Source organism: Brevundimonas sp. NIBR10 (assembly GCF_027912515.1).
In the GTDB taxonomy this organism is placed as follows: domain Bacteria; phylum Pseudomonadota; class Alphaproteobacteria; order Caulobacterales; family Caulobacteraceae; genus Brevundimonas.
Genome location: NZ_CP115464.1, coordinates 3,892,501 through 3,911,915, shown reverse-complemented (window position 1 = coordinate 3,911,915; position 19,415 = coordinate 3,892,501). Strand labels below are relative to the sequence as shown.

Sequence of the window (19,415 nt, the reverse complement as noted above, 5' to 3'; positions counted from 1 at the left end):
GATGAAGACCTTCGCCCCGGTCGCCGCCGCCCTCGTCGCCGCCTCCCTGTTCGCCACCTCGGCCCTGGCCTGCGTGCCCATGCCGCGCGACACGGCGGCCGAGATCGCCGAGGCGCGGGCGGTATTCGTGGGGCGGGTGACGGCGGTCGAGGCGGGGGACGCCGCCGCCTGCCGTGCGTATCTGGCGCGGGCGCGGATCGAGCCGGGGATGCCGGGGGCCACTGCGTGCGAGGCCTTCGGGCGGGCGACGCTGGAGGCCTTGCACACCGTCAAGGGCGAGGTTCCGGCTGCGCCCCTGATCGTCAACTGGAACGCCCATCCGGTCTGCTACGTCGGCTGGACGCCTGCGGTCGGACAGGCGGTTCTGGCCACCGTCCCCGCCGACCCCCGCTTCATCGGCGAGGGTGCCAATGTCGCCGTCGATCCGCAGGACCAGAGCGACCTGATGGTCCGGGCCCTGCTTGACCTCGCCTCGAAGGCGCGATTGGCCCGATGACTACGATACAGAGGACCACGTTTTCCACCTTCGGCGCAGCCTTGGCCTCGGCTTGCATCTGGCTCGCCTCACCGTCCTCGGCTTGTTCGCCTCCCGCAGACAGGAATTCGGTCGAGGGCAGGGATAGTGACCTGCGCGCGGTAACGGTCATCTACGAGGCAAGGATCGAGAACGTGGTCGCGAGCGGCCCGTATCAAGACAACCTAGATTTCACAGTGAGGCCGACAGCGGCAATCTGGGGGCCGGTATCGCCGCAGCCCTATCGTCTGTTTTACGAGGTTGGGGCTTGCACCAACTGGGTCTTCATCGGCGACGAGCAAGCCGAGGGATCGCCTCCAAACGGGCTGAAGGTTATCGTCATGGCCAACCCAGAAGGCCTTGCCGACAGGCGTTGGCTGTACATCCTGAGAGCCGGTGCCGACTACACTGATTTCATGTTGAGGGCTTGGCAGTCGCACCGAGGCGGCCAGCCCTTGCGAGGACGCCAATGACCCAGACCCAACAGATCAAAACCAAAGTCCTCATCATCGGCGCGGGCACCGGCGGCTATGTCGCCGGCATTCGCTGCGGCCAGCTCGGTCTCGACACCGTGCTGGTGGACGGCTCGGCGGGGCTCGGCGGGACGTGTCTGAACGTCGGCTGCATCCCGTCCAAGGCGATCATCCATGCGGCCGCCAAGTTCGAGACGGTGGCCAAGGCGGCGGGGGACGGCACCCTGGGCATCACGGCGTCGCAGGCCGCGATCGATCTGGCCCAGACCGTGGCCTGGAAGGACGGGATCGTCCGTAAGCTGAACGTCGGCGTCGCCGCCCTCCTGAAGAAGGCGAAGGTCAGGGTCATCAAGGGCTGGGCGACCTTTGCCGACGCCAAGACCTGCCGCGTCGAGACCGACGACGGGCCGATCACCATCACGGCTGAGCATGTGATCCTGGCTACCGGGTCGGAGCCGGTCGAACTGCCCTTCCTGCCGTTCGGGGGCGACGTGATCTCCTCGACCGAGGCCCTGTCGCTGGACGCGGTGCCGAACAAGCTGGTCGTGGTCGGCGGCGGCTATATCGGGCTGGAGCTTGGCATCGCCTATCGCAAGCTGGGGGCAGAGGTGGCGGTCGTGGAGATGGCCGACCGCATCCTGCCGCTCTACGACAAGGCCCTGACCGATCCGGTGATGAAGTGGCTGACGAACCACGGCGTCGAGCTGCATCTCGGGGCGCGCGCCGGCGGGTTCGGGGACGGCAAGCTGAACGTCACGACGAAGGACGGCGAACCGCTGCAACTCGAGGCAGACAAGGTGCTGGTCACCGTCGGGCGCCGCCCCCGGACCAAGGGCTGGGGTCTGGAAAACATGGGCGTCGCCATGGCCGGGCCGTTCGTGAAGATCGACGACCGCTGCGCGACGAACATGAAGAACGTCTGGGCCGTCGGCGACCTGACCGGCGAACCGATGCTGGCGCACAAGGGCTCGGCCCAGGGCGAGGTGGTCGCCGAGATCATTGCCGGGCATGACCGGCGCTTCGATCCGGTGACGATCGCCGCCGTCTGTTTCACCGAGCCGGAAATCGTCTCGGCAGGTCTGGGCCCGCTGGATGTCGAGGGCCGGGACGACGTCATCACCGCCGTCTTCCCCCTGGCCGCCATCGGCCGGGCTCTCGCCATCGAGGCGGGCGAGGACGGCGGCTTTGTCCGCGTTCTGGCGTCAAAGGCCGATCACCGACTGCTGGGGGTACAGGCCGTCGGCCAGCACGTCGCCGAACTGTCCAACAGCTTCGCCCAGATGCTGGAAATGGGCGCGGTGCTGGAAGATGTGGCAGGCGTTATCCACGTCCACCCAACCCTGGGCGAGGCCTTCCACGAGGCGACGCTGAGGGCCCTCGGGCACGCGATCCACATCTGAGGGCGGTAACGGACGGGCCGCCCTCGGTGCCTATTCCAACGGCCCGACCACAGGGTTGGCGTCTTACAGTCCTGGCGACAGTCTCACCCGTTGCAAATCCCCGGCTCAGGCGGCCGATCCCAACAGGGCCTTCGCCCGGTCCGACAGGCCGCCGTCCGCGAATGGATTGACGATCTCGACGCCCAGGATCGCCGCCCCGTCCTGCAGATCCTCGGTCATCATGGCCGTGCAGCCGGCCCGCGCCACGGTGGACAGCAACAGCGCGTCCCAATAGCTGAGGCGGCCGGTTTCCAGATGATCGAGTGCGACCATCACGTCAGCGGCGGTCGGCGAGACCAGGTCAAACGCCTGAACGATCTCGCGGCCGACGGTCGCCGCCTCGAGGGCCGATCTCTTGAACTTCCTGCGCAGGATGTTCTGCGTTTCGCCGACGACCTGCAATGAAATCCGGGTTCTGGCGATAGCCAGTGACCGAACGACATCAAAGGCGATCGCACGTTTCACGGGGTCGCGATTGTCGGTCATATAGAGCAGCACATTGGAATCGAGCGTGATCAACGCTCGTTCATTTCATCTCGCGTCCACGGGGTCCCGTCGGACATGAACCCTCGCCCGCTCAGCGCGAACAGGCGTTGGATGGCAGCCTCCCGCGCCTCCGGCGTTCGTGCAGTCGTTGGCGAGATCAGGGGTCCGTCGTCCTCGACCGGCCTCACCGACACCTCGTTCCCCCGCCTGTGTTCATACAGCTCGCGCCAGAAGGCCTGTGCCCGCCCCACGGGCCGTATGCCGGGCGTGGTCCGGCCGTCCTTGCCCCGCGCCATCTTCGCCCAGGTTCCGGGCACCCCGTCCACGGCCAGCTCGATCGTCTCGCCGGGCTCCAGCGCCTCGATCCGGGCAGGAAGGGTCAGATCGCCGTGGAGGTGTTTGCTCCAGATCACATAGTCCCGGATGACGGTGCGGGCGGTCATGGCCGTAGCATGGCACACACCGCCCGGCCCGTCGAGGACCCCCCAGGGCCCCCTAGCGAAGCCCGCTCAGTATTCCTGGATCGCCTTCACATCCAGCTCGCCGGCCTTGATCGCCGCGATGCCTTGCGACGCCGCCAGGGCCCCTGCCGCCGTGGTGTAGTAGGGGATCTTCATCATCAGGGCGGTGCGGCGCAGGCTGAACGAGTCCTGCAACGCCTGTTTGCCGTCGGTGGTGTTGAAGACCAGCTGGACGTCGCCGTTCTTCATGGCGTCGACGATGTTGGGGCGGCCTTCCAGCACCTTCTTGACCGGGGTCACGGCCAGACCCTGTTCGGCCAGATAGGTCGCGGTGCCCCCGGTGGCGATGACCTTGAAGCCCTGGGCGATCAGGCCGGCGACGGCCTCCTTGATGAAGGGTTTGTCGTCGTCCTTGACGCTGACGAAGGCGCAGCCGGTCGTGGGCAGGGTTGTCCCGCCGCCGATCTGGGACTTGGCGAAGGCGCGGGCGAAGGCGGGGGCCATATCGGCCTCGCCGTCGCGCTTCCAGTCCAGGCCCATGACCTCGCCGGTCGACCGCATCTCGGGGCCCAGGATAATGTCGACGCCCGCGAACCGCGCGAACGGGAAGACGGCTTCCTTGACCGCGATATGGTCGTACGGCTTGTCGGCCAGGCCGAAGGATTTGAGCGGCACGCCCGCCATCACCTTGGCGGCGATGGAGGCGACCGGTTCGCCGATCGTCTTGGCCACGAAGGGCACGGTGCGCGAGGCGCGCGGGTTCACTTCCAGAACGAAGATGCGGGGCTCGGCCGAATGGGGCTCCTCGATCGCGAACTGCACGTTCATCAGGCCGCGCACCTTGAGCGCCCGCGCCATGGCCTCGGTCTGGCGCTTCAGCTCGGCGATGATGGCGGGGGACAGCGAGAAGGGCGGCATCGAACAGGCGCTGTCGCCCGAGTGCACCCCGGCTTCCTCGATATGCTCCAGTACCCCCGCCACGAAGACGGTCTCGTCGTCGCAGATGGCGTCCACATCCACCTCGGTGGCGCGGTTCAGATAATGGTCGATAAGGACCGGATCGTCGCCCGAGACCCGCATCGCCTCGCCGACATAGCGGTCCAGCTGCTCGCGATCGTGGACAATCATCATGCCGCGCCCGCCCAGCACGTAGGATGGGCGCAGCACAACCGGGTACCCGACCTCGTCCGCCTTGTCGGCGGCTTCCTGGGCCGAGCGGGCCAGGCCGTTGGGCGGTTGTTGCAGGTTGATCGACTGCAGCATCTGCTGGAACCGCTCGCGGTCCTCGGCCAGGTCGATGGAGTCCAGACTGGTGCCCAGGATGGGGATGCCGTCCTCGTGCAGGGCGTGGGCCAGCTTCAGCGGGGTCTGGCCGCCGAACTGCACGACGCAGCCGATCAGCTCGCCCTTCGACCGCTCGACCTCGATCAGCTCCAGCACGTCCTCGGCCGTAAGGGGCTCGAAATACAGCCGGTCGGAGGTGTCATAGTCGGTCGACACGGTCTCGGGGTTGCAGTTGACCATGATCGACTCGACGCCGATGTCCGCGAACGCAAACGCCGCGTGACAGCAGCAATAATCGAACTCAATTCCTTGCCCGATCCGGTTCGGCCCGCCACCCAGAATGATGGCCTTTTTCAATGACGTAGGCTCGGACTCGCACTCGGGAATCTGGCCCAGCGCGCCGGTCTCATAGGTCGAATACATATAGGCGGTGGCCGAGGCGAATTCGGCGGCGCAGGTGTCGATGCGCTTGAACACGGGCCGGACCGACAGGTCGCGACGCGCCTTGCGCACGGCTTTCTCGGTCGTGCCGGTCAGGGTGGCGAGGCGCGCGTCGGAGAATCCCTTGGACTTCAGCTTGCGGAACTCGGTCGACTCGGTCGGCAATCCCTTGACCCTGACATGGCCTTCCTCGCGCACGATGTCGGCGATCTGGCGCAGGAACCACGGTTCATAGGAACAGGCGGCGTTGACCTCCTCGACCGACAGGCCGTGGCGGAAGGCCTGGGCGATGACCAGGATCCTGTCGGGCGTCGGCTGGCCCAGGGCCCGGATCACGGCGGCGCGGGCCGAGGCGTCGTCGGCGACGTCGGCCATGCCGTCGATCTCGATCTCGTCGAAACCCGACAGGCCGGTTTCAAGCCCGCGCAGGGCCTTCTGCATCGATTCCTGGAAGGTCCGCCCGATGGCCATGACCTCGCCCACCGACTTCATCGATGTGCCCAGCAGGGGTTCGGACCCCGGATATTTCTCGAAGGCGAAGCGCGGAATCTTGGTCACGACATAATCGATGCTCGGCTCGAACGAGGCCGGCGTGACCATGGTGATGTCGTTCTTGAGCTCGTCCAGGGTGTATCCGACGGCCAGACGGGCCGCGACCTTGGCGATCGGGAAGCCGGTGGCCTTGGACGCCAAGGCCGAGGACCGCGACACGCGCGGGTTCATCTCGATCACGACCATCCGGCCGTCGGCGGGATTGATCGCCCACTGCACGTTGGATCCGCCGGTCTCGACCCCGATCTCGCGCAGCACGTTGATCGAGCCGGTCCGCATCCGCTGATATTCCTTGTCGGTCAGCGTCAGCGCAGGGGCCACGGTGATGGAGTCGCCCGTGTGGACGCCCATCGGGTCGATGTTCTCGATCGAGCAGATGATGATGCAGTTGTCCGCCGTGTCGCGGACCACCTCCATCTCGTACTCCTTCCAGCCCAGGACGGATTCCTCGATCAGCACCTCGGTGGTCGGCGACAGGTCCAGGCCGCGCAGGACGATTTCCTCGAACTCCTCGCGGTTGAAGGCGATGCCGCCGCCGGTGCCGGCCAGGGTGAAGGACGGGCGGACCACGGCGGGCAGGCCGACGAACTCCAGCCCCTCCAGCGCCTCTTCCATCGAGTGGGCCGCCTTGGACCTAGGCGATTCCAGGCCCAGCTTGTCCATGGCATCACGGAATTTCTGGCGATCCTCGGCCTTGTCGATGACCTCGGCCTTGGCCCCGATCATCTCGACGCCGTACTTCGCCAGAGCGCCCGACGCATCCAGCGCCAGGGCCGTATTCAGCGCCGTCTGCCCGCCCATGGTCGGCAACAGGGCATCCGGCCGTTCCTTGGCGATGATCCGCTCGACGAACTCCGGCGTTATCGGCTCGATATAGGTCGCATCGGCCATGTCCGGATCGGTCATGATCGTGGCCGGGTTGGAGTTGACCAGGATGACCCTATATCCCTCGGCCTTCAGCGCCTTGCACGCCTGGACTCCGGAGTAGTCGAACTCGCATGCCTGCCCAATGACAATGGGCCCCGCGCCGATAATCAGAATGGATTTCAAGTCTGTACGTTTGGGCATCGCGGCCTCTTTTTCTTAATGGGTCACGACCGCGCACTCCCAGCCGTCGTAGTCGAGCTGGAAGGCCGCGGCCCAGGATTGCATCATGGCGGAGACGGGGGCGAAGGACGCCTCGTCCACAGGGATCGTCGTTTCGAGTACGGTCATGTCGTCCTGACCGCGTGTCACGAAACCGGCGCGGCGGGCGACCTCGTTCAGGTCGTCGTGGTCGCCCTCGCCGTAGAAGTAGAACAGGGTGTGGCGCGGGGTGACGCCCGAATCGCCGTGCACGGCGAGCGAGGCGCGGACGGCGGCGTCTTTCTCGTCTTGCTCGGACATGGGTCGTTCCATCGCGCGCGAAGGCCCCGGCGAAGCGTGTGCCTCGGCCGCTGGCGTTCAGGTTGTCGGTTAAGCGGCCCGTCTAAAGACGGGGGGCACAGGGCACAACCCCTCTGAAACGAAAGGTGGGGAAAGCGAAGCTTAAGGCCGGGTCTGCCCGGTCCCGCGTACCACGTATTTGTAGCTGGTCAGCTGTTCGGCCCCGACCGGTCCGCGTGCATGCAGGCGGCTGGTCGAGATGCCGATCTCCCCCCCGAAGCCGAACTCTCCACCGTCGGCGAACTGGGTCGAGGCGTTCCAGAGGACGATGGCGCTGTCCACGGCGTTCAGGAAGGTTGTGGCGGCCTCGGCGTCGTCGGTGACGATCGCTTCGGTATGGCCCGAGCCGTAGCGGCGGATGTGGGCGATCGCCGCGTCCAGCCCGTCCACGATCCGCACGGCCAGGATGGGTGCCAGATATTCGGTGGACCAGTCGGCGTCCTCGGCGGCGATCATGGCGGGCACGAGGGCCTGCGCCGCAGCGTCGCCGCGCAGTTCGCACCCGGCGGCGATCAGAGCCTGGGCCACCGGCGGCAGCAGGCGACCGGCGGCCTCGGCGTCGACCAGCAGCGTCTCCGTCGAGCCGCAGACCGAGACCCGCCGCATCTTGGCGTTGACGGCGATGTCGCGGGCCATGTCGAGGTCGGCGGCCGCGTGCAGATAGGTGTGGTTCAGGCCTTCCAGGTGGCTGAGTACCGGCACCCGTGCCTCAGCCTGGACCCGGGCGACCAGGCTCTTGCCGCCGCGCGGGATCAGAAGGTCGATGCAGCCGTCCAGTCCGGTCATCAGGGCTCCGACGGCCGCGCGGTCCGGCGTCGGGACCAGTTGCACGGCGTCGGCCGGCAGCCCCGCCGCCGTCAGCCCCTCGACCACCGCCGCGTGGATGGCCAGCGCACTGTCGAGGCAGTCCGAGCCGCAGCGCAGGATGGCGACATTGCCCGAGCGGATGCACAGGGCCGCTGCGTCGGCCGTCACATTGGGCCGGCTCTCGTAGATGATGGCCAGCACGCCCAGCGCGGTGCGCACCCTGGCGAAATCCAGTCCGTTCGGCCGGGTCCAGCGCGCGGTCTCGACGCCGAGCGGATCGGGAAAGTCGGCGACCTCGTCCACCGCATCGGCCATGGCGGCGATCCGGGCGGGCGTCAGGGACAGCCGGTCGATGAGGGCCTCGGTCACGCCGTTGGCCCGGGCGCGGGCGACGTCGGCGGCGTTGGCCAGAAGGATCGAGTCGGCACGGGCGCGCAGGGCCTGGGCGATGGCGCTCAGCGCGGCCGACCGCGTTTCGGCCGAGGCCAGGCGCACGGCCTCCGAGGCCGCACGGGCGCGGCGGCCCATGTCGGCCATCACGGCGGCGACGTCGAACTGTGTCTGCTGAGGCTGGACAGTCATGGGCGGTCCAGTACCAGATCGTCGCGGTGTATGGCCACGCCCGGCCCCTTGTATCCGACCAGCCCCTCGATCTCGCCCGAATGGCGGCCGCGAATCCGCTCCATTTCATCCGCGGCATAGGCGGCGAGGCCGACGCCGAGGGCGCCGCCCGTCAGGCCCACCACCCGGATGCAGTCGCCCCGATCGAACCGGCCCTCGACCCGTTGGACGCCCGAGGCCAGCAGGCTGCGTCCTCCGACGAGGGCCTGGGCCGCGCCGTCGTCGATGGCGATGGCTCCGGCGGGTTCCAGACTGCCCGCGATCCACTGCTTGTAGGCGGCCAGAGGCGTGGCGGGCGCGGTAATCAGCGTCGCCCTCGCGCCCTGCGCCAGCGCCCGGAGCGGATGCGGCTCCAGCCCCGAAACGATCAGGGTCGCGCATCCCGCCGAGCGGGCGATCCGTGCCGCCTCCAGCTTGGTCGCCATGCCGCCGGTGCCGACGTCGGCGGCCGCGTTCGCCCCGCCGGCCATGGCGAGGATCTTTGGAGTCAGGGCCTCGATGACGGCCAGATGGCTGGCCGCCGGGTGCTTCCTCGGATCGGCGGTGTACAGACCATCAACGTCCGACAGCAGGATCAGCAGGTCCGCCCGCACCAGCTGGGCCGTCCGCGCCGCCAGCCGGTCGTTGTCGCCATACCGGATCTCCTCGGTGGCGACGGTGTCGTTCTCATTGACCACGGGGATGCAGCCGAGCTTGAGCAGGGCGTCCAGAGTGGCCCGCGCATTCAGCCAGCGCCGCCGGCGTTCGGTGTCGTCGCGGGTCAGCAGGACCTGTGCCGGGGTCAGGGATTGCGGCCCCAGGGCCGCCTCCCAGGCCTGCATCAACAGCGACTGCCCCACCGCCGCCGCCGCCTGTTTCTCGTCCAGACGCGCGTTCCGGGCCAGGCCCAGCCGCCCGCGCCCAAGGGCCACCGCCCCCGACGACACCACGATGACCTCACGGCCCCGGGCGCGAAGTTCGGCGATGTCCTGCGCCAGGGCGGCCAGCCAGGCGCTCGCCGGGGCACGGCTGTCGGCGTCCACGACCAGCGAGGAGCCGATCTTGACGACGATGCGGCGCGCGCCGCCCAGGGTTTCCGAGGCCGAGATTTTCACGCGGCGGACCATGCCGCCAAGGTTGCGATGCAGCAAGCGCGGGATTCTGCGCGCCGGGACCAGCGTGGCTGAAGACGAGAGCCGTTGTCTACATCGCCGCGAAGGTATCGCAGGTCGCCGGGTCGCCGGACTGGTAGCCGCGTTGCAGCCATTCCATCCGTTGTGCCGATGAGCCGTGGGTGAAGCTTTCGGGCGAGACCCGGCCCCCGCCGCGCTGTTGCAGGGTGTCGTCACCGATGGCGGAGGCGGTGCGCAGGCCCTCCTCGATGTCCCCGGCCTCGACCACGACCTGGCCATTGCCGACCTGGGCGGCATTGGCGGCCCAGACCCCGGCATAGCAGTCGGCCTGAAGCTCCAGCGCCACCGAATAGCGATTGCCCTCGCCCTCGCTGCGGGCCCGCTGCTGGCTTTCCTCGGCCTGTTGCGAGGCCCCGGTCAGGGTCTGGACGTGATGACCGAACTCGTGGGCGATCACATAGGCGCGGGCGAAGTCAGCGCCGGATGCGCCCAACTGGGTCTCCATCTCCTGCCAGAAATTCAGGTCCAGATAGATGGTCTGGTCACTCGGGCAGTAGAACGGCCCCATGGCCGCTTGGCCATAGCCGCAGCCGGTCGGGGTGCCCTGGGTGTAGATGACGACGTTGGGCTTGCGATAGCCGTTCAGCTTTTCGGCCCAGACGTCGTTGACGTTTTCGCCGACGACATCGACGAACAGTCCGGCCTGATCCTCGGGGGTTCCGACGGTGCCTTCCTGCTGGGCTGTGGCAGGCCCGAACTGGCTGACGACCTGCTGGGTGGTAGAGGGGTCGATGCCGAAGAACAGGTATCCGGCCGCTGCCAGCACCAGCCCGACCAGGCCGCCGCCCGCCGCGACGCCGCCGCCCAGGCCACGCCGATCCTCGACGCCGCCACCGCGTTCTCCACCTTCCCAGCGCATGATGTCGTCCCTCCGTTGGCCCTCAAGCTAGGCCGGAACGCGCGTTGAAGGAAAGGGATGCGGCGTGGGGACCACGGCTATTGCGGGCGTCGGTCCAGCCAGGTGTCGATCTGGGTGGTGGAGCGGACCACGGCACCGCTACGGGCCTCGGCGGCCTGACGGGCCTGACGGGCTTCCTCGAGCGTCAGCGGGCGACGGGCTTCGGGCAGGTCCAGCGGTGGCTGGCGTCGGGCCTGAAGCGACTGGATCGTGGCCCGGGTCTGGGCCGACTGCGATTGGGCCAGGGCCTGACTGCGGTCGGCCTGGTTCCGAAGTCGGTCCATCTCGTAGCGATGGATGTCACCGGTGGTCAGGTCGGGGCGACCCGCCGGGCTATAGGGATAGACTTGGGCCGACACTGGCCCGGCCAGGGCGATCAGGGCGACGGCGAGGGCGATCGAGCGGCTCATACAGGGCATATGGGCCGGGTCAGCGGAAGTCCAAGCGTGACCGTACAGGCTCACGGCAGGGCCCAGACGCTGGAGCGTTTGATGGCGAAATCCTCGAGCTCGCGGGTGGTGGGCACCTGATACTCGGCCAGCAGTTCCAGGCCGGACTTGGGGAAATAGGTGCGGTGCGGGTCGCCGATCAAGACGCGCGTTCCGTTCGCCCGCGCCGCACCCAGCCAGGCCAGCACCCGTTCGGTCATCGGCTTTTCATAGCAGACGTCGCCGGCGCAGATGACATCGACCTGCGGCGGCGGCGCGTCCAGCAGGTCGCGGTCGGTGAAGGCCATCTCGACCCCGTTGGCCTCGGCATTGAGAGCGACCGCCGCGCCGCAGAAGGGATCGATGTCGGCCCCCAGAACCGACATCGCCCCGGCCATCATCGCCGCGATCCCGACCAGGCCCGAACCCGTGGCAAAATCGATCACGGATCGTCCCGCGACCTCATCGGGATGATCCAGCAGATACCGCGCCAGTCCCTGGCCGCCAGACCAGGCGAAGGCCCAGAACGGCGGGGGCAGGCCGATTTCGCCCAGTTCTTCTTCGGTCATCCGCCAGATGGGCGTGACCTCGTCGGCCAGCCACAGCGAGATCTGCGGCGCATGGGGCACGGCCTGTAGTCGGGTGTTGGCCAGGATGAAGGCCCGGGGGGCGGAAATTCGCTCTGACAAAGTCATGCGGTCCTTACAGAAAGTGAGGTTGACTCGACAAAAGCCTGATGTAATGTAAGCCTTACATTTCGTCAGGAGAACACGTCATGCTCGCTCTCGGCAGATCGGCCACGCCGGCCCATCGAAGATACGTCATCCGCACCATGGCCTTCATGGCCGGCTATGTCGCGGTCAACATGGCCGCCATCTTCGGGGCCTTCGACGACATCGCCAATCCGGTCGCGGCCTGGGCCCTGGCCCTGACGGTCTCGGCCCCGGTGGCGGGTCAGATCTGGGCCACCCTGTCGCTGATGAACGAGGCCGACGAGTTCGTGCGCAGCCTGACGGCCAAACAGTTCATCCTCTCGGCCGGGATCGCCATGGCCCTGTTCAGCGCCTGGGGTTTCGGCGAAAGTTATGCCGATGCGCCCCACGCGCCCGGCTGGCTGATCTATCCGCTGTTCTGGGGAATCTATGGCCTGGTTTCTCCCTTCGTGAAGACCAGCCGATGAAGAACCGGCTGAAACTGCTGCGCACCGAGCGCGGCTGGACCCAGGAACAGCTGGGTCAGGCCCTGGGGGTCTCGCGACAGGCGGTCAACGCCCTGGAGACCGAGAAACACGACCCCTCGCTGGATCTCGCCTACCGGATCGCGGTGCTGTTCAAACAGCCCGTGGAAGAGATTTTCGAAAACCCCCACGGCTGACCCTGTCAGCCTGATTTCACCCTGGAGACCCTGATGCTCAACGCCTTCTTCCAGGCGCGCCCCCGGCTGCGCGCTGCCCTGATCGGCCTCGCCGTCTGCTCGCCCTGTTTCGTCGTCGCCGCCCAGGCCTGGGGCCAGGATGCTTCTGCACCGGCACCGGCCGTCGCCCCCTTCACCTCGGACCGGCTGTCGGTCGAGGTGGTTGGATCGGGCCCCGACGTCCTGATGATCCCGGGCTTCGGCTCTTCGCGCGAGGTCTGGCGGGCCGAGGCCGAGCGTCTGAAGGCGACGCACCGCGTACATCTGGTCCAGTACGCGGGCTTCGCCGGCGAGCCCTGGAGCCACGGCGACGGCCCCTTCGTCGATCCGGCGGTGGAGGCCCTGGCCGCCTATGTGCGCAGTGCCGGATTGAACCGGCCCGCCGTGATCGGCCATTCGATGGGCGGTCTTTCGGCCCTGCTGCTGGCCCAGCGGCACCCGGACCTGGTCGGCAAGGTGCTGGCCGTCGACAATCTTCCCTTCTTCTCGGCCCTGTTTGGACCCCAGGCCACGGTGGAGTCGGCGCGGCCCTTCGCCGCCCAGGCGGCCGCCTCGATGCGCGACACGCCCGAGCCCGCCCTTCGCGCCGCCCAGACGCAAGGGGCCGTCGGTCTGGCGCGCGATCCGGCGACCCGTATCGCCATGGTGGACTGGACCATGGCCTCGGATCGTCAGGCCCTGGGCGCAGCGATCCGGGACGTGATGACCACCGATGCGCGGCCGGGTCTGGCGGCCATGACCACGCCGGTCACGGTGCTGTATGCCGCCGACGCCGACGGCGGTGCGCCCGCCGCCATGGCCGACGCGACCTGGGCTCGGGAGTATGCGACCCTGCCCGGGGTGAAGCTGATACGGGTGGACGGCAGCCGTCATTTCATCATGGCCGACCAGCCCGCCCGGTTCGCCGAACTGACCGACGCCTTTCTGGCCCAATAGGCTACTGGCCGTCTTCCTCGGGCAGGGGCGTGGGCTCGCCGGCGAACTCGTCGGCATAGGCGGGGGCGATCAGGGCACGGAAGGCGGACTGGGGCACGTTCACCCAAAAGGAACCCTCGGCGTACGATCCCACCAGATAGGGGCCGATCAGGAAGGTCAGGCCGCCCGCCTTGCCCGGCGTCGATCCGGCGGCTAGCACGAACGGCATCCCGGCGGCGGTGGGGCAGGACCAGATCTCGCCCTCGACCGTGCCCAGCGTCAGGGGTTCGACACCGGGATTGCGCTTTTCCTTCTCGGCGTTCAGGGCGGCGCACAGGGCGGTGTCGAGGACCGACAGGTCGGTGCCGGGGCGGAACAGCTGGGCCGCGGTGATCTGTTGCTTCGACGCCTTGTCCCACAGGATGGCCGAATAGCTGGACAGGCCGTGGGCCCCGCCGGTGTATTCGTAGGCGGTGCGGGCCAGGCTGAACAGTTTCCCGGTCTCGACCGGGGTGTCGTATTCGATGGTCTTCTCATAGGCCCCGAGGCCCATGTCGCCGCCCGCCTCGGTGCGGTCGGACTGGGACCCTTCGGTGAATTGACGCAGGTCGCGCACCCCGGCCGAGAACAGCCGGGCATGCAGGTCGGGATAGGGCTTCAGCGCCTGGGGCAGGGTCAGCTCGACCGAGGCATAGGGGGTCTCTGACCGGAAATCGAAGGGGGCGGCGGCCTCGGCCGGGGTCACGACGGCCGTGGCAGGCGGGGGTGCGGGTGCCGGGGCGGGTGTCTCTTCCGGGCGGCTGGTGATCACGGCGAAGGCGATCGCGCCCACGACGGCCAGGGCGGCGGCGGCCGTGCCGACCAGAACGACCGGGCGCTTGAACGGAGAGCTCATCGAATGTCCTTCACGAGAAATGCGGTCCGCCGAGCGCGATCGCGGCCAGCAGGATCAGGCCGGCCTCACGGTTCGACTTGAACAGTCGCAGGGCCAGGGGGCTGTTGTCGAGCCGCAGCGTGCGGACCTGCCAGGCCAGATGGGCCCCATAGGCGAGCAGCACGACATAGAACAGCGGACCCAGACCGGCGTTCAACCCGGCCAGGGCCGCGCAAACGACGGCCGCGACGTAGAACAGGGCCACCCCGCGGGGGACACTCTGGCCGAGGCGTCGGGCCGAGGACTTGACCCCGACCATGGCGTCATCCTCGATGTCCTGCAGCGCGTAGACGGTATCGTAGCCGAGGGTCCAGAAGACGCCGCCCGCGTAGAGGAGGACGGCGGGCAGATAGGCTGCGAGGTGAAGCTCGACATAGTGCTGGTCTTGCAGGGCGTAGTCGTTCGACGCCACTTCGAGCGCCTGCCAGAAAAACGGATGCAGTTCTGTGCGCATCTCGGGCGGCAGGATCGTCATGGCCGCAAGGGGAATGGCGGCAGCAAACCCCATCAACGCGCCCCAGTTGAAGGTCAGGCCCAGCCAGGCCTGAGGCCACCAGGTGATCCGCTTCATGAAGGGATAGGCGGCGACAAGGGCGAGGGAGGCGACGCCGAGCAGGATCGCAGCGGTGGGCAGGGTGAGCAGGATCAGCAGGCTGACCAGACTGCAGCCGATCAGGAACATCCAGGCCTGTTTGACGCTGATGCGGCCCGAGGCGAGCGGGCGAGCCGCCGTGCGGGCGACCCTGGCGTCGATGTCGCGGTCCACGATGTCGTTGAAGGCGCACCCCGCCGCCCGCATCAGACAGGCCCCGAGCGCAAAGCCGACAACCAGCCACAGGGCATGGAGACCCGGCGGCTGAGCGAACTGCGCCTGGGCCAGGGCAATCCCTTGCCAGCCGGGCAGGAGCAGCAGCCAGATCCCGATCGGCCGGTCGAACCGCCCCAGCTTGAGCCAGGGCTTGAGCCCCTCCGGCGCATGATCATCCACCCAGTTGCGGCCGGCGTCGGGGAGGGGGGCAGAGGACATGGCGGCCAGTGTAGCGGGGGAGGAGGGATGTGGGGAGGGGGATAGGCGGGTGGTTGGTGGTTGGTGGTTGTCGCATCCTCGACGCCGCGCCCAAGGCCGTCAGCCCGCGCGCCGTCAAATCCAGCGGTCACCAGCCACGAACCACCAACCACTCACCACACACGCCTCTTCGCCCTCAAGCGATCACTCGCTGAAGTTATGAGAAGGGCCGGCGGAGCGTCCGGGCTCTCGCCCGGAATAGGGATAGTGATTACCGTTTCGGCGAAAGACAGACGCTCCGCGTATGTGGTTTTCGCAGGAGCTGTACGGCTCGGTCTCCCGAACCAGCGGGGGTGTTAACCCCTTGCCGCTACCGCGCCCCCGGCGGGAAGGTCGTGCCCTTGCGACACGAGCCCCTGAACGATCCGACTCTCTGCGCCAGACCCTTTGACGGTCCGGGGCGACGCAGCTCTCGAAAGAACTGCGCCGGCCTCCCCCGGTCCGATCCCGCTCCACACACCCCCGCCGCAACAAGATCGCAAGGCCTTGCGCCCTTCCCCGCGACGGGACGAAGAGCAGTATAACGGGGCTGGAGACCTGGGCGCGTTCGAGGGACCGAGAAATCTGCAATCCGTTGCAGGGCAAGGGATTGGTGGCTCGAAGTTCGCAACTTCGAGGCGTCGGACAAGCCGGATTTCTTCTTCTCCCGCGTAGCGGGGGAAACCATCCCCGGCGTCGAGCGCAGCGAGACCAGGGTCGATGGGGGCCGTGTGAAGGGGGAGAAGAAGGAAGACTTCCCCCATCGGTCCTGGATCGCTGCGCGATCGACGGACCGCTTTCCCCCGTGAAGGACGGGGGAAGGAGGGTTTACTGCCCCGACCCGGGGCGGCTCACGTAGAAGGTCGCGGCGTTGCCGACGGCATTGGTGCCGGTGATGGCGGCGCGGCCCTGGCCGTAGACGGTGGTGGAGGCCGACGCCGAGACATTGCCTTCGTTATGCTGGACATTGTTGGCCGTCAGGGTCGCCTCGCAGGCGGCGCAGGCATAGCCGGTGACAGAGTTGCCTAACGCATCGGCCGAGACATAGGCGTCATAGCCGTTGGTGCCGGCGAAGGTGGCCTGGACTTCGACGCCGCCGGTGTTGAGCTGGCTGTTGTCGAGTTCGAGGTAGTCCGACTCGGTGCCGACCGAGACGACGTTGCCGCCGCCCTGAGCCGAGGCCATGGCCGCGCCGAAATCATAGCTGGTGACGCGGGCGGTGGAGGCGACGGCGCTGGCGTTCTCCTGCTGGGTGCGGGCGACGACCGAGCCGCCGTGATTGGCCAGCACGGCCTGGTTGGCGTTGGCGGTCGCGGTTCCGGTCAGATCCCAGGCGTTGCCGGCATTGGCGCTGACGTCGGCGGTGACGATGTCGCCGGTCGATCGCTGGCCCACATAGATGTTCTGGCTGGAGACGCTCTCGCCGTTGATGGCCGTGGCGTTGCCCAGCGCCTGGGCGCCGAAGATGGCGGTCGCGGGGATATATTGGGTCTGGGCCAGGTTGCCGGCGCGGACGGACGAATCCGACGTCTGGTGGACCGCGCCCGAGATGTCGGTGCCGGTGCCACCCAGGGCCATGGTGTTGGCGCTGGCCGCGACGCCGACGGAGGCCCCCGACAGAAGCCGGGCCGTGCCGCCCGGGATGGTCGACGAGGCGACGATCTCGCCGGGGCCGACACTCTGGTCCGAATCGATGGCCAGGTTCGCGCCATAGGCGCCGCCGGCGACATAGTTGCCGTTCGACTGGGTCGTGGCATTGACCACGCCTTCGGTGTCGCCGCGCAGGTTCAGGGTGGTGGCGGACGAGACGCCGCCGTTGACGCGCTGGACGTTGCGCAGGGTCAGGGAGCCTCCCTGGACGCCACCCGACAGGCTGTTGCCCGTGGCGGCGGTCGAGACGGTGACCTGTTCACCGGCATCCTCGACGTTCAGGGTCTGGCCGCTGATGACGTCGCCCAGCTGGAGCTGGTTGTTGAGGACGAGCTGTTCCTGGGCGGACGCTTCAGTAGCGGCCGCGGCGAACATCGCCATCGCGGCCAGCGTGCCAGCGATTCGGTTCTGCGCGGGTCGAGCCATTGTTCGTGTCCGTGTTGGCGTAGGCGGGATAATAGCCGCCGGTGGGGCCGACCGTGCCCAGGGGGTCGCGCGAGGCGTCGAGGCAGACCTGGGGGCCAGGTGCGCCGTACAGATTGGCCATCATCTCGAGGGTGGCGCGTTCGATCAGCGAGCGAACCGCCAGCTGGACCGGCTCCATCCCGCCCGTGCCGGCCGAGATGTCGATGACGTTGCCGCCCAGGAAGTCGAACACGCCGGCCGAGATCTCGCGGCCGATGATCTGCTTCTGGTAGGAGACGACGTCGACGACCTCCATGGAGGTCGTCTGGACCAGGCGCAGGTCGAGCGCGACGTTCATGACGAAGATCTTGCCCTGGAGCAGGGCCGATCCCGGGCGTTCGGAGTTCAGCTCGCCCTGGCCCGCATCGAAGCCGGCCGAGCGGATGTTGTAGTTCACCTCGGTCACGCCGCCGACGAGGTAGAAGTCCGAACCCGGAACCTGTCCCGCCAGGATGCGGCGGTAGTTGTTGCCGTTGGGCCCCTCGGCCTCATCGCCGATCAGCTTGTTGTTGGCGTAACGGAGCTCAAGCTCGGAGATCGAGGTGTCGTAGCGTTCGACCATCCGGGCGCCGGACTTGGCCAGGGCCGAATAGGCCATCAGGGAGGCACCCTGGGTGATCTGGCGGCCGCCGTCGGTGGCGACCGAGCCGGTGTAGTCGCTGATCCGGCCGATCGCGATGCGCGGCGAGGGGAGGTTGTAGCGCCGCGCATAGTCGGCGAGGCAATACAGGGCCGGCGAATAGGGGGTCGGGTTGGCCGTCACCGGCGCATTGCCGATGGGGGTGGCGTACATGCCGTTCGGCCCGGCCACGGGGCTGACGCAACCGGCCAGCATGGCGGCCGCAGCGGCGGCGGCCACCGCGATGCGGCTTCGCTTCAGGGTGGCCCGCTTCAGAATACGATCAGTTGCCAAGGTTCAAGGTCCCGTTCAGCGCCGTACCCGCGGTGATGTTGCCGGTGTTCGTCTGACGCGAGTTGACGATGACCGTGTTGTGGTTGCCCTGGACCACGACGTTCAGGCTGTTGCCGATGGCGGTGGCCCCGCCGATCACCGTGCCACCGTCCGAGGACGAGCCGGCACCGGCATAGGAGGACGAGACCCCCGAATTCTGGCTCTGATAGCTGGAGGCACCCGCCTGGATGATGCCGTCGACGATCAGCCGGTTGCCTTGGGCGTCGCGGGTCGAGCCGCTCTGGGCCGTCGCCGTCGAATAGCGCGCGCCGCCGTAACCCGCCTGGAAGCTGGACAGACCGGACGAACCGGTGCTCTGGGCTGCGGCCGGAAGGGCCATGGCCAGGGCGCAGGCCGTGCCCAGCAGGGCCGTCCGGGGGATCGTGTGACGAATCATGCGCGGGACTCCGCAAGCGAAACTGGTGGCGGGTCGGCAATCAACCCGCGTGCCAAAATGGGTCATGGTTATTAAGAACCGCTTGAGATCGGGGGCTTAGGCGCACATTTGCCGGGTATGGCCTCCGACCCGGACCGATTCGCGAGCTTCACCCCAAGCTCGACCGCAGTGCCGCCCGCGCGTGAGCCGGTGTTCAATGCGCCGATCGCGGCCATCTTGCTGGCCCTGTCGATTCCGGGTCTCTACGCCCTTCAGATGCAGCTGCCCGACGCGGGGCTGCGCTGGGCCTTTCGACCGGTCAGCCTGTTCGAGGGCGGATGGTGGCCCGGGGTGCTGACCTCGATGATCCTGCACGGCGGCTGGACCCATGCACTGATCAATGCGGGGTTCGCCTTCGCCTTTGGACCGGCGGTGGCGCGGCTGTTTCCGGGGCTGAAAGGCGGAGTCATTTTTCTCGGCTATTATATTGTATGTGGACTGGCCGGAACGCTGGGCTACGGCCTGGTCCATCCGGCCAGTACCGCGACCCTGGTCGGGGCGTCCGGAGCGGTGATGGGGCTGCTGGGCGGAGCGATCCGTCTGCTGGGGACGGAAGGGCGGCCTCGCCCCCTGACCGATCGGCGGGTGATCGGGATGAGCGTGG

General features: G+C 67.9%; 20 protein-coding genes (1 of these 20 running past the window's edge). 6 read left to right on the top strand and 14 right to left on the bottom strand.

What is annotated here, in order from left to right; genetic code table 11:
* The first annotated feature begins 1 nt into the window (after nt 1).
* Together O5K39_RS19040 and lpdA are read left to right on the top strand one after the other, a co-directional pair.
* Nucleotides 2–496, top strand: coding sequence for a hypothetical protein (locus tag O5K39_RS19040; RefSeq protein ID WP_271145163.1), 495 nt, complete (start codon nt 2–4; stop codon nt 494–496).
* 487 nt (nt 497–983) lie between these two features.
* Nucleotides 984–2,387 carry a dihydrolipoyl dehydrogenase gene (gene lpdA / locus O5K39_RS19035; RefSeq protein ID WP_271145162.1) on the top strand — a complete coding sequence of 468 codons (1,404 nt, stop codon included), beginning with the start codon at nt 984–986 and terminating at the stop codon, nt 2,385–2,387.
* A 105-nt stretch (nt 2,388–2,492) separates the two neighbouring features.
* Here lpdA and O5K39_RS19030 read toward each other — a convergent pair whose 3' ends face one another.
* The 9 genes from O5K39_RS19030 to O5K39_RS18990 all read right to left on the bottom strand — a co-directional run bounded on the left by O5K39_RS19030 (nt 2,493) and on the right by O5K39_RS18990 (nt 11,696).
* On the bottom strand, nt 2,493–2,945 hold the full coding sequence (locus O5K39_RS19030; protein ID WP_271145161.1) for a PIN domain-containing protein: 453 nt from the start codon (nt 2,943–2,945) through the stop codon (nt 2,493–2,495).
* A complete protein-coding gene (locus tag O5K39_RS19025; protein ID WP_271145160.1) occupies nt 2,942–3,355 on the bottom strand; it encodes a hypothetical protein in 414 nt (137 codons plus the stop codon). Before O5K39_RS19025 ends, O5K39_RS19030 begins: the two co-directional genes overlap by 4 nt.
* Before the next feature lie 66 nt (nt 3,356–3,421).
* A complete protein-coding gene (carB, locus tag O5K39_RS19020; protein ID WP_271145159.1) occupies nt 3,422–6,718 on the bottom strand; it encodes a carbamoyl-phosphate synthase large subunit in 3,297 nt (1,098 codons plus the stop codon).
* Between the two features lie 15 nt (nt 6,719–6,733).
* Nucleotides 6,734–7,036, bottom strand: coding sequence for a hypothetical protein (locus O5K39_RS19015; protein WP_271145158.1), 303 nt, complete (start codon nt 7,034–7,036; stop codon nt 6,734–6,736).
* Between the two features lie 141 nt (nt 7,037–7,177).
* The gene (locus tag O5K39_RS19010) at nt 7,178–8,464 is read right to left on the bottom strand and encodes a glutamate-5-semialdehyde dehydrogenase (protein ID WP_271145157.1); all 1,287 of its coding nucleotides are present in this window, start codon (nt 8,462–8,464) and stop codon (nt 7,178–7,180) included.
* Nucleotides 8,461–9,609: a glutamate 5-kinase gene (proB, locus tag O5K39_RS19005; protein ID WP_271147196.1), complete on the bottom strand. Its 1,149-nt coding sequence runs from the start codon at nt 9,607–9,609 to the stop codon at nt 8,461–8,463. Before proB ends, O5K39_RS19010 begins: the two co-directional genes overlap by 4 nt.
* A 76-nt stretch (nt 9,610–9,685) precedes the next feature.
* Nucleotides 9,686–10,534, bottom strand: a complete 849-nt coding sequence (locus O5K39_RS19000) for a neutral zinc metallopeptidase (protein WP_271145156.1) — start codon at nt 10,532–10,534, stop codon at nt 9,686–9,688.
* A gap of 77 nt (nt 10,535–10,611) precedes the next feature.
* The gene (locus tag O5K39_RS18995) at nt 10,612–10,983 is read right to left on the bottom strand and encodes a hypothetical protein (protein ID WP_271145155.1); all 372 of its coding nucleotides are present in this window, start codon (nt 10,981–10,983) and stop codon (nt 10,612–10,614) included.
* A 50-nt stretch (nt 10,984–11,033) separates the two neighbouring features.
* Complete coding sequence (locus O5K39_RS18990) at nt 11,034–11,696, bottom strand: methyltransferase (RefSeq protein WP_271145154.1); 663 nt, start codon at nt 11,694–11,696, stop codon at nt 11,034–11,036.
* Nucleotides 11,697–11,776: 80 nt separating this feature from the next.
* Here O5K39_RS18990 and O5K39_RS18985 point away from each other — a divergent pair, with 80 nt between their 5' ends.
* The 3 genes from O5K39_RS18985 to O5K39_RS18975 are packed head-to-tail and all read left to right on the top strand — an operon-like array spanning nt 11,777 to nt 13,350.
* Nucleotides 11,777–12,181, top strand: coding sequence for a hypothetical protein (locus O5K39_RS18985; protein WP_271145153.1), 405 nt, complete (start codon nt 11,777–11,779; stop codon nt 12,179–12,181).
* Nucleotides 12,178–12,375, top strand: a complete 198-nt coding sequence (locus O5K39_RS18980) for a helix-turn-helix transcriptional regulator (RefSeq protein ID WP_271145152.1) — start codon at nt 12,178–12,180, stop codon at nt 12,373–12,375. The genes O5K39_RS18985 and O5K39_RS18980 overlap by 4 nt, the downstream gene beginning before the upstream one ends.
* 33 nt (nt 12,376–12,408) lie before the next feature.
* A complete protein-coding gene (locus O5K39_RS18975) occupies nt 12,409–13,350 on the top strand; it encodes an alpha/beta hydrolase (RefSeq protein WP_271145151.1) in 942 nt (313 codons plus the stop codon).
* A 1-nt stretch (nt 13,351) separates the two neighbouring features.
* On the opposite strand, the gene O5K39_RS18970 is transcribed toward O5K39_RS18975, so the two are convergent.
* From O5K39_RS18970 to hfaA, 5 genes are all read right to left on the bottom strand, one after another.
* Nucleotides 13,352–14,224, bottom strand: coding sequence for a DUF4163 domain-containing protein (locus O5K39_RS18970; RefSeq protein WP_271145150.1), 873 nt, complete (start codon nt 14,222–14,224; stop codon nt 13,352–13,354).
* Nucleotides 14,225–14,234: 10 nt separating this feature from the next.
* Nucleotides 14,235–15,290 carry a UbiA family prenyltransferase gene (locus O5K39_RS18965; RefSeq protein ID WP_271145149.1) on the bottom strand — a complete coding sequence of 352 codons (1,056 nt, stop codon included), beginning with the start codon at nt 15,288–15,290 and terminating at the stop codon, nt 14,235–14,237.
* Nucleotides 15,291–16,136: 846 nt separating this feature from the next.
* Entirely contained in the window at nt 16,137–17,384 is a 1,248-nt protein-coding gene (gene hfaD, locus O5K39_RS18960) for a holdfast anchor protein HfaD (RefSeq protein WP_271145148.1), read from the bottom strand.
* On the bottom strand, nt 17,311–18,258 hold the full coding sequence (gene hfaB, locus O5K39_RS18955; RefSeq protein WP_271147195.1) for a holdfast anchoring protein HfaB: 948 nt from the start codon (nt 18,256–18,258) through the stop codon (nt 17,311–17,313). Before hfaB ends, hfaD begins: the two co-directional genes overlap by 74 nt.
* Before the next feature lie 67 nt (nt 18,259–18,325).
* Nucleotides 18,326–18,772 carry a holdfast anchoring protein HfaA gene (hfaA, locus tag O5K39_RS18950; protein ID WP_271145147.1) on the bottom strand — a complete coding sequence of 149 codons (447 nt, stop codon included), beginning with the start codon at nt 18,770–18,772 and terminating at the stop codon, nt 18,326–18,328.
* A 168-nt stretch (nt 18,773–18,940) separates the two neighbouring features.
* Here hfaA and O5K39_RS18945 point away from each other — a divergent pair, with 168 nt between their 5' ends.
* A protein-coding gene (locus tag O5K39_RS18945; protein WP_271145146.1) for a rhomboid family intramembrane serine protease crosses the window boundary here: on the top strand, nt 18,941–19,415 show its 5' portion. It continues 197 nt past the right edge of the window; 475 of the gene's 672 nt are visible here — the first part of the coding sequence; the start codon lies at nt 18,941–18,943; its stop codon lies beyond the right edge, outside the window.